The organism is Lysobacter enzymogenes, from assembly GCF_017355525.1.
In the GTDB taxonomy this organism is placed as follows: Bacteria; Pseudomonadota; Gammaproteobacteria; order Xanthomonadales; family Xanthomonadaceae; genus Lysobacter; species Lysobacter enzymogenes_C.
The window spans coordinates 201021-213256 of sequence record NZ_CP067395.1; the positions used below are offsets into that span (position 1 = coordinate 201021).

General features: G+C 68.7%; 16 protein-coding genes. 11 read left to right on the top strand and 5 right to left on the bottom strand.

The genetic code is table 11. The annotated features are described in order from the left end of the window. The first annotated feature begins 228 nt into the window (after positions 1-228). A complete protein-coding gene (locus JHW38_RS01070; RefSeq protein ID WP_207526206.1) occupies positions 229-1200 on the top strand; it encodes a trypsin-like peptidase domain-containing protein in 972 nt (323 codons plus the stop codon). A 280-nt stretch (positions 1201-1480) separates the two neighbouring features. On the opposite strand, the gene JHW38_RS01075 is transcribed toward JHW38_RS01070, so the two are convergent. Next, positions 1481-2695 carry a glycosyltransferase gene (locus tag JHW38_RS01075; RefSeq protein WP_207524200.1) on the bottom strand — a complete coding sequence of 405 codons (1215 nt, stop codon included), beginning with the start codon at positions 2693-2695 and terminating at the stop codon, positions 1481-1483. A gap of 89 nt (positions 2696-2784) precedes the next feature. Between JHW38_RS01075 and JHW38_RS01080 the strand changes: the two genes are divergently transcribed. Together JHW38_RS01080 and JHW38_RS01085 are read left to right on the top strand one after the other, a co-directional pair. After that, positions 2785-3303 (top strand): hypothetical protein, encoded by a 519-nt coding sequence (locus tag JHW38_RS01080; RefSeq protein WP_207524201.1) that lies wholly within the window; start codon positions 2785-2787, stop codon positions 3301-3303. A 22-nt stretch (positions 3304-3325) separates the two neighbouring features. Continuing rightward, a complete protein-coding gene (locus JHW38_RS01085; RefSeq protein ID WP_207524202.1) occupies positions 3326-3775 on the top strand; it encodes a hypothetical protein in 450 nt (149 codons plus the stop codon). Positions 3776-3848: 73 nt separating this feature from the next. Here JHW38_RS01085 and JHW38_RS01090 read toward each other — a convergent pair whose 3' ends face one another. Both JHW38_RS01090 and JHW38_RS01095 read right to left on the bottom strand, forming a co-directional pair. Beyond that, positions 3849-4067, bottom strand: a complete 219-nt coding sequence (locus JHW38_RS01090) for a hypothetical protein (RefSeq protein ID WP_207524203.1) — start codon at positions 4065-4067, stop codon at positions 3849-3851. Positions 4068-4179: 112 nt separating this feature from the next. Next, complete coding sequence (locus JHW38_RS01095; protein ID WP_207524204.1) at positions 4180-4395, bottom strand: hypothetical protein; 216 nt, start codon at positions 4393-4395, stop codon at positions 4180-4182. Positions 4396-4591: 196 nt separating this feature from the next. Here JHW38_RS01095 and JHW38_RS01100 point away from each other — a divergent pair, with 196 nt between their 5' ends. The 5 genes from JHW38_RS01100 (at position 4592) to JHW38_RS01120 (ending at position 8173) form a co-directional block, all read left to right on the top strand. Then, the gene (locus JHW38_RS01100) at positions 4592-5617 is read left to right on the top strand and encodes a hypothetical protein (protein ID WP_207524205.1); all 1026 of its coding nucleotides are present in this window, start codon (positions 4592-4594) and stop codon (positions 5615-5617) included. A 235-nt stretch (positions 5618-5852) separates the two neighbouring features. Then, complete coding sequence (locus tag JHW38_RS01105) at positions 5853-6443, top strand: hypothetical protein (protein WP_207524206.1); 591 nt, start codon at positions 5853-5855, stop codon at positions 6441-6443. A 192-nt stretch (positions 6444-6635) separates the two neighbouring features. After that, positions 6636-7136, top strand: a complete 501-nt coding sequence (locus JHW38_RS01110; RefSeq protein ID WP_207524207.1) for a hypothetical protein — start codon at positions 6636-6638, stop codon at positions 7134-7136. Next, positions 7133-7576, top strand: a complete 444-nt coding sequence (locus JHW38_RS01115) for a hypothetical protein (protein WP_207524208.1) — start codon at positions 7133-7135, stop codon at positions 7574-7576. The genes JHW38_RS01110 and JHW38_RS01115 overlap by 4 nt, the downstream gene beginning before the upstream one ends. A gap of 123 nt (positions 7577-7699) precedes the next feature. Further along, positions 7700-8173, top strand: coding sequence for a hypothetical protein (locus JHW38_RS01120; RefSeq protein ID WP_207524209.1), 474 nt, complete (start codon positions 7700-7702; stop codon positions 8171-8173). Between the two features lie 4 nt (positions 8174-8177). Here JHW38_RS01120 and JHW38_RS01125 read toward each other — a convergent pair whose 3' ends face one another. Continuing rightward, entirely contained in the window at positions 8178-9104 is a 927-nt protein-coding gene (locus tag JHW38_RS01125; RefSeq protein ID WP_207524210.1) for a LysR substrate-binding domain-containing protein, read from the bottom strand. Between the two features lie 99 nt (positions 9105-9203). Between JHW38_RS01125 and JHW38_RS01130 the strand changes: the two genes are divergently transcribed. The 3 genes from JHW38_RS01130 (at position 9204) to JHW38_RS01140 (ending at position 11142) form a co-directional block, all read left to right on the top strand. Next, positions 9204-10028: an aminotransferase class IV family protein gene (locus tag JHW38_RS01130; protein ID WP_207524211.1), complete on the top strand. Its 825-nt coding sequence runs from the start codon at positions 9204-9206 to the stop codon at positions 10026-10028. Positions 10029-10107: 79 nt separating this feature from the next. Further along, positions 10108-10638 (top strand): hypothetical protein, encoded by a 531-nt coding sequence (locus tag JHW38_RS01135; RefSeq protein ID WP_207524212.1) that lies wholly within the window; start codon positions 10108-10110, stop codon positions 10636-10638. Positions 10639-10950: 312 nt separating this feature from the next. Beyond that, positions 10951-11142 carry a hypothetical protein gene (locus JHW38_RS01140; protein WP_207524213.1) on the top strand — a complete coding sequence of 64 codons (192 nt, stop codon included), beginning with the start codon at positions 10951-10953 and terminating at the stop codon, positions 11140-11142. Positions 11143-11204: 62 nt separating this feature from the next. Here the strand turns inward: JHW38_RS01140 and JHW38_RS01145 are convergent, their stop codons facing one another. After that, positions 11205-12113 carry a LysR family transcriptional regulator gene (locus JHW38_RS01145; protein ID WP_207524214.1) on the bottom strand — a complete coding sequence of 303 codons (909 nt, stop codon included), beginning with the start codon at positions 12111-12113 and terminating at the stop codon, positions 11205-11207. Positions 12114-12236: the final 123 nt, after the last annotated feature.

Genomic DNA, 12236 nt, shown 5'->3' on the forward strand with positions numbered 1-12236 from the left:
TGCATTGCGATGTCCCTACCCGAAGTCCTCAGGGCGTCGCTCCCGATCAGGTTCGGACTTGGCAAAGTGACGTCGTCACGCGCATCGACGCTGTTGTCGACCTGGGCCTCCCTCGGTTAGTGAAAGTAACGGCTGCACCTGACGGTCGCGGATTAAATATGCATTGGTCAACTTGCCGAGTGTGTAGCCAGTGGTGATGGTGTGGATAGAGTAATGTTTGATTGACTCATGTTTTTCGTGTCTAGGACTATAAGTAAATATCTTGGAGCTAAGCCTGTGTCGAAATTTTCACACCCTCTTTCAAAGTTAGTGCATGGAACGGTTAGAATTGAATGCATTGGGCGCGACGGTTCTGTGTCGTCAGGCACAGGATACGTTTATGGGTTCTGCGAGAGTGAAAAGGGCTGTCGTCCTGGAGTGGTTACTAATAAGCACGTTGTGAGGGGGGCGGCTCGCGTGATATTTCATCTTACTTTGCGAAAAGAGGATGGAAGTGCTGATTTAGGATCGCATGAGGCTGTGGCTGTCGATAATGTGGCGCAATGTTGCGTCTATCACCCGGATCCTGGTATTGATTTGGTTGCGTTTCCTATTGGGAGTATTCTTAATGACGGCGTCAGTGGACGGCAATTCTTCTTCACGATGATAGGAAAGGATACCGTTGCTGCGGATGATCTGCTTGAGTCGCTATCTCCAATGGAGGAGATAGTGATGATTGGTTATCCGAACGGGCTTTGGGATGAATTTCACAATCTCCCAATTGTCCGAAAGGGGATAACTGCTACCCATCCAAGGCTGAGGTTGAATGGTAAGCCTGAATTCCTTATCGATGCCGCTTGTTTTCCTGGGTCTTCTGGTTCCCCTGTTTTTTTAGCGAATATAGGGACTTATTTAGACTCCAATGGGTTGCTTCACGCCGCCACAAGAATTGCTTTACTTGGGACTTTATATTCTGGTCCGCAGTATACTGCGGCTGGAGATGTGAGGGTCGTAGATGTCCCGACAGATACAAGGGTTGTTTCATTTAGCTCTATTCCTAGCAATTTAGGCTATGTGATTCAGGCTAGAGAGTTGTTTGTGCTGGATGAGGCGATAGCTAAGGCGCAAGAAGAGGGAGGCAATGGACGCCTGCCTTCTAGGAACTCCGACTGTCCTTGTCATAGTGGGTTGAAATATAAGGAATGCTGCGGAGTGATTTGACAATAATAATGGTGGTGGTGTTGTGGGTTGGGGGCGGACTATCACTATGTCGGCATAACGAACTGCGCTGGCGATGCGATGGTCGATGACATCAATTCGGCGTTACAACTCCAGCAAAGCGTGCAACAGGGCTCAAGCACGGGACTATCAGTGGTTGGCCTAGAGTCAAGAGAAGGGGGCAGTCAGTCTCGAATAGTCTTGGCAGCGCGATCTGCTCTACCGACCTTATGAAAAGCTAAGCGCGCGGCGGCCACCCGAACGTGCGCTCAGCGGTTCTCGCTTAGTTATTGACCGAATTAATCAACCGCTTGGCCGCCACCGCCGCGCCATCTCCGCGCACCATTTCAGCGACCACCCGCGCACGCGCCCGCGTCTCCGGGCGCAACGCCGCAGCCAACGCTTCGCCCAGCGATTCCACGCTGGCGATAGGCCCCGCATGCGCCACCCCCATGCCGAGGTCGGCGACGCGCCCGGCCCAATACGGCTGATCGGCAATCTGCGGCACGATCACCTGCGGCGTCCCCGACCGCGTCGCCGCCGTCGTCGTCCCCGCGCCGCCGTGATGCACGATCGCCGCCATGCGCGGGAACAACGCCTGCTGATTGACTTCGCCGACCGCGAAGCAGTCCTCGCCCGCATCGACCGGCGCCAACCCGGCCCAGCCGCCGGAGAGCACGATGCGACGACCGAGCCCGCGCGCCGCGTCGATGGCGACGCGCGCGGCGTCGCTCCACGCATGCAACCCCATGCTGCCGAAGCCGACGTACACCGGCGCGTCGCCGGCCTCGATGAAGTCGCGCAGGTCCGGCGCCAGCGGGCGGTCGTCGGGCAGGATCCACGCGCCGGTCTGCTCGACTTCGCACAGGCTGGTCGGCGCCCATGGGCTCAGCACCGGGTCGGAGGCGAGCCAGGGGCGGTCGGTGAAGACGCGGTCGCGCAGGCGGTCGGCGGGCGGCAGGCCGAGCGCGGCGCGGTGGCGGTTGGCGGCGTCGCCGAACACGTCCTGCATGATCGTCGTGTTCAGCGCCCAGCGTTCGCGGTTGTCGGCGCTGTCCGGCGGCGGCGGGCGGTCCGGGAACTGAAACGGACGGTGGTGCGCCGAGGGCAGGTAGATCGGGCAGTAGCCGGCGTAGACGTAGCGCAGGCCGTAGCGCTCGGCGACCGATTGGGCGGCGACGGTGGACGGGAACAGGCCGGTGGCGAGGATCGCGTCGCAGCCTTCGGCGGCGCGCGGCAGCGCGTCGAAATACATGTCCATGACCTGCGCGCCGCGTTCGCGGATGTTGGGCTTGGGGTCGGCCATCACCTCGCGGATCCAGTCGCGCACGGTGGGGCCGACCGGGAACAGCTCCACCCCGGCCTGCTCGAAGCGCGGGGCGAAGTCCGGCGCCGTGCACACCCGCGCCTGCGCGCCTTGCGCCTGCAAGGCCGCGGCCAGGGCGGCCAGGGGCTCGGCGTCCCCGCGCGAGCCGAACGTCGATAACAAAACACGCATGGCCTTACTCCCGTTTGCGCCGACAGCGGCGGACGGCGGCGATCCTGCGCCCGCGCGGGGGGCTTGCTGCAATCCCTGGAGGCGGTACTATGTTGATACCGGGAAGGGCGAAAGCCCTTCCCGTTTTGTTTTTCGGGGCGGTTTCGCGGCCCCGTGGCGGCTGCGACAGTCGCGGCGAGCCGTTCGTCGCGGGCTTCGCGCATACTGCGCGCATGGACGAATCGATCGAGCAGGGATGGAAGCCGTTGCTGCGCGGGACGGCGCTGGCGGCCGCGGTCGCCGGTGTGGCGCTGGCCTCGACTGAGCCGCTCAGGCGCGGCAGCCTGGAGCTTTCCGATTTCGGCATGGCGCTGTTCGCGTTCTACTTCGCGTTGCCGGCGGTGATCGTGATCGGGGTGCCGCTGTTCCTGACTCTGCGCTGGTTGGGCTGGGCGCGGTGGTGGTCGTCGGCGTTGGCGGGCGTCGCTGGCGGCGCGGCGATAGCGGCGATCGTGCGTTGGCCCGGTGCGCCGAGCCTGAGCGACCTTCCCTTGTTGTGCGCCGTGGGCGCTGCGTCGGCGTTGGCGTTCTGGTGGGCGGTGCGGCGCAAGCCGGCGAGCCGCGGATGAGTCGAACGCAGGCGCGCCGGCAATGAGCGAGATAGCGCTGCGTTACGGCGTTTGGTTGCTGGATCTTCCTGCGCCCTTGGAGGACCGCCGATACTGGGCGGAGAACGAAGACGGGAGTGGGTGCGCGACTTCTTTTTCCAGGGCCCTGGGTATTGCGTCGCATCTCGACGGATCGCTTTGCTTCAGCGGTGGAATCGGGCAGTTTTCCCGCGCCGCTGGGCCGCCGGTCTCGCTTGCGGCGTTGCTGAAGGACCACTTCGGTACGCAACTGCGCGGCATCGTGCCGCGCTTGCCTGCTGCGGCGCTGGCGCAGCGTCTTCGCCGTGCCGGCGGCTATGCCGTACTCGCTGGCCCTGGGCTGCGCATGCGGTCGGTGCCGGGCTTGGCCGGTTTCGTTGCGACGGCATGGGTTCGTACGTCCACCGATGAGCGGCCCGGGTGCGAGGAAACCCGATGGCGATGCTTGCGCTGAGTCGACGAGGGCACCCGCTTGGACGACCGCGAGCCGCGCATGCCTGGCAGGCGCGGATCGCGGAGTGAAGCATTCAGCGCGGCATCGGGCACGGCCGCTGCCCATCGCCGTATTTCAGGCATGCCACATACCACGTAAAGCATTGCGGCTCGCTGGTGCCGCTGGACACGCAGGACTCGTAATTGTTCTCGCAGCGCTTGCACACATCGGTGGCGGCGTTGGCGCCGAGCGATGCGGCCAGGCCGAAGGCGAACGTCGCCAGCGCCAGACGCAGGCGGGTCGGGGTTTGCATCGAAGTCTCCTGAAGTCGGAATGCCGGCGCACGCGCATCGGGCTTTAGCCACGGCGCCGGCGAAGGCGTCCGCGCCGGATGCGCTCCGGCGCGGACGCGGCGCGGGTCCGGATCAGAGCGGGCAGGGCGCGTGGCCGTCGCCGCGCCGCATGCAGGCCAGATAGTTGGTCGTGCACTGCTGGTCGGTGAGGATGTTGGCGTCCAGGCATCGCTGGTACGTCGTCTCGCAGATCACGCAAGGGTTGGGCGCGGCGAACGCGCTGAGCGAGAGCGACAGGCCGAAGGCGAACACGGCCAGGGCCAAGCGGGGGATTCCTTGCTGCTTCATCGAAAACCTCCTGGAAAGTGGCGAAGCCGCTCGCGGACGCCCGACCGGGCGGTCCTTGCGCGGCCGGTCCATGCTAGGAGCGGGGCCTGTTGCGATTTGTGCTGGAAAGCGCAGTTTTCCCGGCGCAAGATGCCGCCGGGCGGAGCCCGCCCGGAAACGCGCGGGTTCAGCGGACGGGCCCAAGGAGCCTCAAGCGATGTATTGGAAGGATATCGAGAGCGATAAAGGCCGCTGGGTCGGACTGCAGATCAAGTGCGGCGAGCGCGAGCCCGGCCTGCGCAAGGCCGCGCTGCGCCTGGAGAGCGGCGCCGACGGTTGGTTGCGGCTGGTCCAGGACTGCGTCGGGTCCGACGAGCTGCGGGTGCGCTTGTGGGCCAGGCAAGAACCGGAGTTCGATGGCGTCCATCTGCTGCGCAGCGATGCGGCGGTGGCATCGCCGGTGCCGGCGTCCGTGCTGGACTCGGCCACGCTGCAGCGGCACGCGGCGCTCGAACCCGAGCTGCGCATGGCCAGTTGGAGCCGTGTGTTCGCCAGAGCCTTGGCCGATGCGTCCACGTCGTTCCTGCACTCGGGCGACTGGGTGTTGCTGGGAGCGCACGAAGCCAAGGACTGGCAGTTCGAGACCGGGCCGCTGCGCGGCATGGAGCCGTATCGCTATCGCTGGGTCGAGAACCTGCGCGAGGCCTTGCGCGAGGATCCGTTGACCTATCTGGACTGGTGGCGTCCGCGGCGCGAAGTGTTGAGCCTGCGCGCCTTGACCGACGCCGACGAAGGGCGCATCGATGGGTGGCGCAAGAAATCGAGGGAGGGCGTGTTGCCGCCGGTGCTGCTGTGGTATCTCAGCTGCCTGGAGGCTTACGTGATCGTCGACGGGCACGCGCGCTTGCAGGCCGCGCTGCTGGAAGATCGGGCGCCGGACCTGCTGGTCGCCCACTCGGTCTACGAACGGGCGCATGAGCGCGATCCGCATGAGCGGCAGCGCATTCTCGAAACCGTGGCGAGGCATGCGGAAGAACTGGAGCTTCGCGTTCCCGGCCGCCGGCCGATCGCTACGGATTCGTTGAACGACCTGCTGATTTCGGCGTTCGACGATCGCCCCTGGGTGTTCGCGCAGACCTACGGTTGGGCGACCCGGCGCAGCGAGGCGCAATGGCTGGGCGAAGTCGGGGCGCGGCTGCGCGAGCTCGGCCGCGACGATGCGTTGGCGTCTTTCCGCCGCTGAGCGGCGGCATCGACCGCACCGCGTCGAAGGATGCGCGGCGCCGCGCTGCGCGGCGATTCAATGCCCGCACGCCGCGACCGCAAGCCGCGCATCTGCGCGGCGGGCCTCGTTCCGCCGCGTTCACGCGTTCCGGCCCGACGCGTTGGAACCGATGCGCGCCGCCGCAGCCCCGATCCGCGGGCCGCGCCGCGCGTCCGTCCCCCGCGGCCGCCGGCCGCGCAGCCAGGAGCGTTCCATGCCCATCGATATCTACCGCGGCGACTCGCGTACGCCGGCCCAGATCCGCGCCGACCAGGGGTTCCGCCCGCGCGTCGCCACCGACGCCGCCACCGGCCGCGGGATCATCACCCGTTGCCTGGTGCCGCGCACGCCGGCGCCGCATCTGCCGCCGCCGGCGAACCAGACCACCTTGCAGGCGTTGTTGCTGACCGACACGGTCAAGCTCATCGACGTGTTGCGCGACATCAAGACCGAGAAGAACCAGCGCACGGTGCACGTGTCCACCGACACCTCGCCGTTGTGCGGCGGTTATTCCAGCGGCTACGTCTACCGGATGCGCTTCACTCTCAACGTGCAGGCCAACGGCATCGGCGCGATCGCCGCGGTCAACGATCCGCTGCAGTTGCAGAGCCGGGTCAGCGGCAATGTGTTCTTCGACGGCGCGACCCTGGCGACCTCGAACCTGTTCGGCATCAGCGGCGGCTCGGTCGATCCCGGCGTGGAGCTGGCGTTCCTGGCGATGATTCCGATGGCCTACATCACCCATTACTGCGATCCGGGCATCGCCGATCCGGGATCGGCCGGCCGGCCCTGGCGGGTGTTCTGACGGGCAGGGTCCGCTGCGGCGAGGCGTTGCGCCGCAGCGGATCGCCGCCGGGCGCGGCGTCTGCGCCGGCGTCCGGGCCGGCGCGGATCCGTCATCGCGGACGGGGCCGCGCCGCGCGGCCGTGCGCCGCGCCGCGGGCCGGGCTAGGATGGCGCGCGTGCCGCGCCGCGGCCCCGTATCGCTGGAGTCCGTATGCAATCGGATCTGCCCCTGCTGGTGTGCAAGGTCGATCAACCCGAGGGCCCGGTGGCCTATGTCACGCTGACGCCGCAGGACCAACTGAGCGTGCGCGGCATCGCGCCGCAGGAAATCGTCGGCCAGATCATCGATCCCAACCTTCCCGGCGTCGCGCCGGACAACTTCGCCCGCAACCGGGTGTTCGTCGAGTTCCTGCATGCGGTGATCGCCCGCCACGGGCCTTCGCTGCCGGGGTTGATCGACGAAGCGCAGCGCCAGGGCGAGGGATTGGTGGTGATCGTCGACGGCCGCGCCGAAACGCCGGCGGACGCGGTGCCGCCGGAGGACGTGGTCGGCGCGTTCCAGGTCGCCGACGGCCGCATCGTCGCCGACAGTTATCGGGCCAATCCGAATCACCGCATTCTCAGCGCGCGCGGGTTTTTCCGCATCGATCCGGAGTTGCAGCGGCATTTGCTTGAGGATCTGGCGGCGAGCGCTGCGGGCGAGCAGGCATGAGGCGCCTGATCGCGGTCGCCGCGATCGTCGGCGCGTTGTGGGCCAGCGGCTGCGCCAGTACGCGGCTGGTCGAGGGGGAAGATCCTCCGATTTGTCATCCCGACACCGGTTACTGCGAGGTCTACGATCTGGCGTCCGCCGATGAGGCGGCGCTGCGCGCGAACCCGCAGGCGGTTGAGGTCAGTTGCAGGGATCTGGCGAACACCGGGACGATCGAGGCGCAACGCGCGCAGTGCGTCGAGTTGATCGCTGCCGCGCTGGTGCTGTTGAACAGCCGTTTTTCCGGCGACTTGGCGCCGGTCTCTGCGGAGCAGGTGAGTTACGAGAAACGCAGCGCGTGCGCGGACACTTTCATTCCAGGACGCGAAGGCCTGGATTGCTTCGATTGGATCGAAGCGCGGGTGCCGCTGCGTTGGCTGAAGCCGCCGTCGAGGCGCTGACTTCGGCCGCTCCGGCGCGACGGCTCTTGTCTGTTGTGTGTCCGGGTTCGAACGGCGTCGCCAGCGCACCGACTACAATGGCCAAGGCCGACTCTCCCACGCGGGGCCGACAGGAGCGAATCAGTGCAGGAACACAAGGTTAGCCGCTACTCGATCAAAGCCACCGCCATGGTCGCGGCCTGCCTGCTGAGCGCCTGCGCCGGCAAGCAAGTGGTCGACAAAGCGCCCGACGCTTCGCCGTGCCTGCCGGGCAGCGCGCAATGCGCGATCTACGACTTCGCGATGGCCGACGAGATCGTGTTGCGGGCCAACGGCGAGGCGATCCGGGTCGACTGCCCCGAATCGCTCGAGGAAGCCTCCGCCGAGCAGCGCCAGATGCGTTGCGCGGCCTTGATCGAAGTGGCCCTGAGCCTGGTCGCCACGCGTCTGCCGGATGCGCTCGGGCCGATTCCGCCGGAAGGCGTGCGTTACGAACCGGCGCAGGCTTGCAAGGCCGCGCCCGCGGCCTGCGCAGGGCGGATGCAGGCGAGAGTGCCGCTGCCGTGGATCGTGACCGCGCCGGGCCAGGCGCCGGCGGCGGCCAGCGAAATTCGCTGAGCGTTCAATCCGGCGCGCGCCGCGCTTCGTCGAGCAGCCAGTCGCGCACCGCGGCGACGCGGGCGTCGTCGTCGCGCTGCGGCGCGTGCACTACGCGATAGGCGTAGCCGTCCGGCATCGGCACGGCGATGTCGAATAGCCGCAGCAGCCGGCCCTGGGCCAGATCGGCGCCGATCAGTTCCAGTTCGGCCAGCCCGACCGCATGCCCGTCGAGCGCGGCCTGGACCACGTGCGCCGAATCGGCGAAGCCCATGCACGCGCTGTCGTCGAAATCGGCGATGCCGGCCGCGGCCATCCACTGCGGCCAGTCCGGCCACACCGTTTCGCCGCTGCGCCAGACCACGTGGCTCAGGCACAGGCCGCGTTCGAGCAGATCGCGCGGCTGCCGCAGCGGTGCGTCTTCGCGCAGCAGCGCGGGGCTGCAGACCGCGACGATGGTCGGCGCGAACAGCGTCGCGCTGCGCAGGCCGGCGTCTGAGCCGGCGTCGAAGCGGATCGCCAGATCGATGTCGTCGGCGTCGAAATCGCGCAGCTCGTCGCTGACGTCGAAACTCAAGCTCAGCTCGGGATGCGCGGCCTTCAAGCGCGGCAGGCGCGGCAGCAGCCAGTTGCTGGCGATGCGCGCGCTCAGCGACAGCCGCAGCGGGCCGTCGCCGCGCGCCAGCCGCCGGGCGCGGCCGAGCGCGCGTTGCAGCGTGCCCAGCGCCTCGACCGCGGCGCGGTGCAGTTCGGCGCCGGCGGCGGTCAGCTGGATGCTGCGGCTGTTGCGCACGAACAGGGTCACGCCGAGTTGGTCTTCCAGTTCCTTGATCTGGTAGCTCACCGCGGCCGGGGTCAGCCCGACCTCCTGCGCGGCGCGGGTGAAGTTGAGATGCCGCGCGGCGGCTTCGAACGTACGCAGGGCGCGGGTGCCGGGCAGGGTGCGGGCCATCGATCTTCAAGCGGAATTTGACGGTGCGGCGAGAACTACTCGTTTCCCCGCGCGCGGTCAATCTTCGATAGTCGCCGCATCGTTCTTCGGAGTGTCGCCATGTCCGCTGTTTTCCCCGACCCGTTCGTCGCTTTGGCCCGCATCGACGGTCGCGACGCCGCGGCCGCCGCGCTGGCGCCGCTGGCGTTCGCCGGCCACGCCCATTTCACCGCGATGCAGGTCCGCGACGGCGGCGTGCGCGGGCTCGACCTGCACCTGCGCCGCTTGCGCGAGGCCTCGCTGGCGCTGTACGGCCGAGCGCTGCCCGACGAGATCGTGCTGGACCGTCTGCGCGAGGCCTTGCAGCGCTCGCCGCGCGATCTGTCGCTGACCGCGACGGCGTTCCTGCCGGCCGGCGAGTTCACCGCGGCCGACGACGGCGCGCCGCCGTCGCTGCTGGTGCGCACCGCGCCGCCGTCGGACGGCCCGCGCGGGCCGCTGGCGCTGGCGGCGGTGGAGCACGAGCGGATGCTGCCGCAGTTCAAGCACGTCGGCGAAAGCGCCAAGACCTACCACCTGCGCCGCGCGGTCGCGCAGGGTTTCGACGATGCGGCGTTCGTCGACCGCGCCGGCCGTTTCAGCGAGGCGACGATCTGGAATCTGGCGTTCTGGGACGGCGAGGCGGTGGTGTGGCCGCAGGCCGCGATGCTGGCCGGCACGACCCAGGGCATCGTCCGCCGCCAGCTCGAACGCCAGGGCATGCCCCAGCGCGAGCGCGCGCTGACGCCGGCCGACTTGCCGGCGCTCAAGGGCGCGGCGGTGATGAACTCGTGGACGCCGGGCGTGGCGGTGCGGCGCATCGGCGAGACCGCGCTGCCGCCGGCGCCCCAGTTCCTGCGCGCGCTGCACGCCGCGTTCGCCGCCGAGCCGGCGCAGGCGCCGTGAGGCCGCGCGCGGCCGCCGCGTGCGGTATCGTGGCCGGCAACGCAGCCGCGCCGCGGCCGCTTCCGCCACGGACCTTCGCATGCTTCGCGCCGCCGCCTCGCTGACCCTGTGCTTCGCCCTGACCGCCGCCTTCGCCGCGCACGCGCTGGAACCCGCCGTCGCGGCGAAACCCGCCGACGGCGCGGCCAAGCCGGCGCTCAGCGCCACCGCGCGCGCGGTTTCGGGCGGCATCGTCGCCGGCATCCGCCAGGGCGCGCAGCAGGACCGCAACGCCAAGCCGGCGCAACTGCAGTGCGTGCGCGCGATCGCCGACGATGCGGTGGCCGCGCCGGTGCAGGAGGTGATCGACGCCAGCCTCGGCGCCGACGACCGCGCGGCGCTGGAGACCTTCTACGCCAGCGCGCTCGGCGCCAAGTACCAGGCGGCGATGCTGGCCAACGCCGATCCGGACAAGACCTTCACCCCGGAGGAATGGGCGCAGGCCAAGGCGACGATGGAGTCGCCGGCGTACAAGAAGCTGCGCGCGGCGACGGTGTCGTCGAATCCGCTCGCGGCGCAGAAGATCGGCGGCGTGCTCAATCCGCTGCTGGGCGGCTGTTTCAAGGACTGATTCGCGCCCGAACGCCGCGGCCGCAGGCGCGCCTCGCAGCGCGGCCGGCCCGCGCTGGGCCGAATCCGCGTTCCAGCGCTGAAACCGGCGCTGCGACCGTGACGCAGTGGGCGGCTTGGCGTTGCGTGCGCGTGTGCGGTGGCCGCCGCCGCAGTGCGCTCTGGCAGCCTGGGCGCAGCTCCGGGTCGGGGCGCTGCCGGGTCGCGCCGGGCCGCGTTCTGCCGCCGTATCGAACCGGACAAGGACGTCGCCTCAGCCGGCCGCGTTGCGCGCCAGGGACGGTAGCGCGCGGTTCCCATCAGGAGACGCAACATGAAGAAGTTCGGTTCGCGGATGAAGTCGGCGCTGTTCGCCGCGCTCGTTGCCGGTTCTTTCAGCTTCGGCGCGGTGGCGGTGCAGCCCACCTTCGTCGACGGCAAGTGCGTGCACCCGGAGACCGGGTGCAAGTGCCGCGCCGGTTGCACCTACGGCGGCGACCGCCTGAGCTGCTGCCTCATTCCGTAAGCGGTCGGCGCGAAGCGCTCCGCTGCGGCGGGGCGCTTCGTCGCTGGATTCGAACCCGTAGTTCAGCGCGCGTCCGCCGCGACGACTTCGCGCAACTCCGCCAGCAAGGCGCGCACCAGCGGCGATTCGGCCAGCGCGTCGCGGGTCCAGGCGTGGATGCGCCGGGTCGGCGGCGCGCCGCGCACCGCGCGCACCGCCACCGCTGCGGCGCTGGGCGCGCGCAGCGCCAGCTGCGGTACGAAGCCGATGCCGAAACCGGCCGCGACCATGCGCAGCATCAGGTCGTAATCGTCGATGGTGTGGGCGATGCGCGGGACGAAGCCGGCCGCGGCGCAGGCGCGTTCGGCCAGCAGGCCGTCGTCGCTCTGGCGCGCGCCGACGATCCAGTCCTGGCGCGCGAGCCGGCGCAGGTCGACCGCGCCGCCGCGGTCGCGCCACGTCGCCGGCAGCGCCAGCAGCACCGGTTCCTCCAGCAGCGCTTGCGCGCTCAGGCCGGCGACCGGCGCGCGCGGCACCAGGTTGTAGGCGAAGCTCAGCGCCAGATCGCAACGGCCTTCGCGCACCGCGGCCAGCGCATCGTCGGATTCCAGTTCGCTCAGGCGCACGCGCAAGCGCGGGAAGCGCCGCTGCGCGCGCGCGACCGCCGGCAGCAGGTAGTGCTTGGCGAAGGTGGAGAAGCCGGCGACTTGCAGCTCGCCGGCCGGTTGCTGGGCGAATTCGCGCAGTTCCAGCGCGGCCGCGTCGAGCTGGCGCAGGACGGTGTCGGCATGCGCGGCGAGCCGCTCGCCCTGCGCGGTCAGGCGCACCCGCCGCCCGACCTGTTCCAGCAATTCGACCCCGGCCTCGCGCGCCAGCGTGGCCAGTTGCTGCGATACCGCCGACGAGGTCATTCCCATCGCTTCGGCCACCGCGGTCATGGTGCCGCGGTGGGCGAGTTCGCGCAGCAGGCGCAGGCGGGTCAGGTCGAACATGCAGAAAATCTTACAGCGATCCTTAGCTTCGTGAAGTGGACCTGCGAAATCGGGGCGGCTAAGGTCGGCGCCGGGTCGGACTGAGGCGGGCCGCTTGGGGCGGGCCGCAGCGACCCGCCAGGA

Excerpts from the sequence above, each read along its gene's own strand:
- JHW38_RS01070 (WP_207526206.1), top strand. The coding sequence starts at position 229 with ATGTTTTTCGTGTCTAGGACTATAAGTAAATATCTTGGAGCTAAGCCT.
- JHW38_RS01075 (WP_207524200.1), bottom strand. The coding sequence starts at position 2,695 with ATGCGTGTTTTGTTATCGACGTTCGGCTCGCGCGGGGACGCCGAGCCC.
- JHW38_RS01080 (WP_207524201.1), top strand. The coding sequence starts at position 2,785 with ATGTTGATACCGGGAAGGGCGAAAGCCCTTCCCGTTTTGTTTTTCGGG.
- JHW38_RS01085 (WP_207524202.1), top strand. The coding sequence starts at position 3,326 with ATGAGCGAGATAGCGCTGCGTTACGGCGTTTGGTTGCTGGATCTTCCT.
- JHW38_RS01090 (WP_207524203.1), bottom strand. The coding sequence starts at position 4,067 with ATGCAAACCCCGACCCGCCTGCGTCTGGCGCTGGCGACGTTCGCCTTC.
- JHW38_RS01095 (WP_207524204.1), bottom strand. The coding sequence starts at position 4,395 with ATGAAGCAGCAAGGAATCCCCCGCTTGGCCCTGGCCGTGTTCGCCTTC.
- JHW38_RS01100 (WP_207524205.1), top strand. The coding sequence starts at position 4,592 with ATGTATTGGAAGGATATCGAGAGCGATAAAGGCCGCTGGGTCGGACTG.
- JHW38_RS01105 (WP_207524206.1), top strand. The coding sequence starts at position 5,853 with ATGCCCATCGATATCTACCGCGGCGACTCGCGTACGCCGGCCCAGATC.
- JHW38_RS01110 (WP_207524207.1), top strand. The coding sequence starts at position 6,636 with ATGCAATCGGATCTGCCCCTGCTGGTGTGCAAGGTCGATCAACCCGAG.
- JHW38_RS01115 (WP_207524208.1), top strand. The coding sequence starts at position 7,133 with ATGAGGCGCCTGATCGCGGTCGCCGCGATCGTCGGCGCGTTGTGGGCC.
- JHW38_RS01125 (WP_207524210.1), bottom strand. The coding sequence starts at position 9,104 with ATGGCCCGCACCCTGCCCGGCACCCGCGCCCTGCGTACGTTCGAAGCC.
- JHW38_RS01130 (WP_207524211.1), top strand. The coding sequence starts at position 9,204 with ATGTCCGCTGTTTTCCCCGACCCGTTCGTCGCTTTGGCCCGCATCGAC.
- JHW38_RS01135 (WP_207524212.1), top strand. The coding sequence starts at position 10,108 with ATGCTTCGCGCCGCCGCCTCGCTGACCCTGTGCTTCGCCCTGACCGCC.
- JHW38_RS01140 (WP_207524213.1), top strand. The coding sequence starts at position 10,951 with ATGAAGAAGTTCGGTTCGCGGATGAAGTCGGCGCTGTTCGCCGCGCTC.
- JHW38_RS01145 (WP_207524214.1), bottom strand. The coding sequence starts at position 12,113 with ATGTTCGACCTGACCCGCCTGCGCCTGCTGCGCGAACTCGCCCACCGC.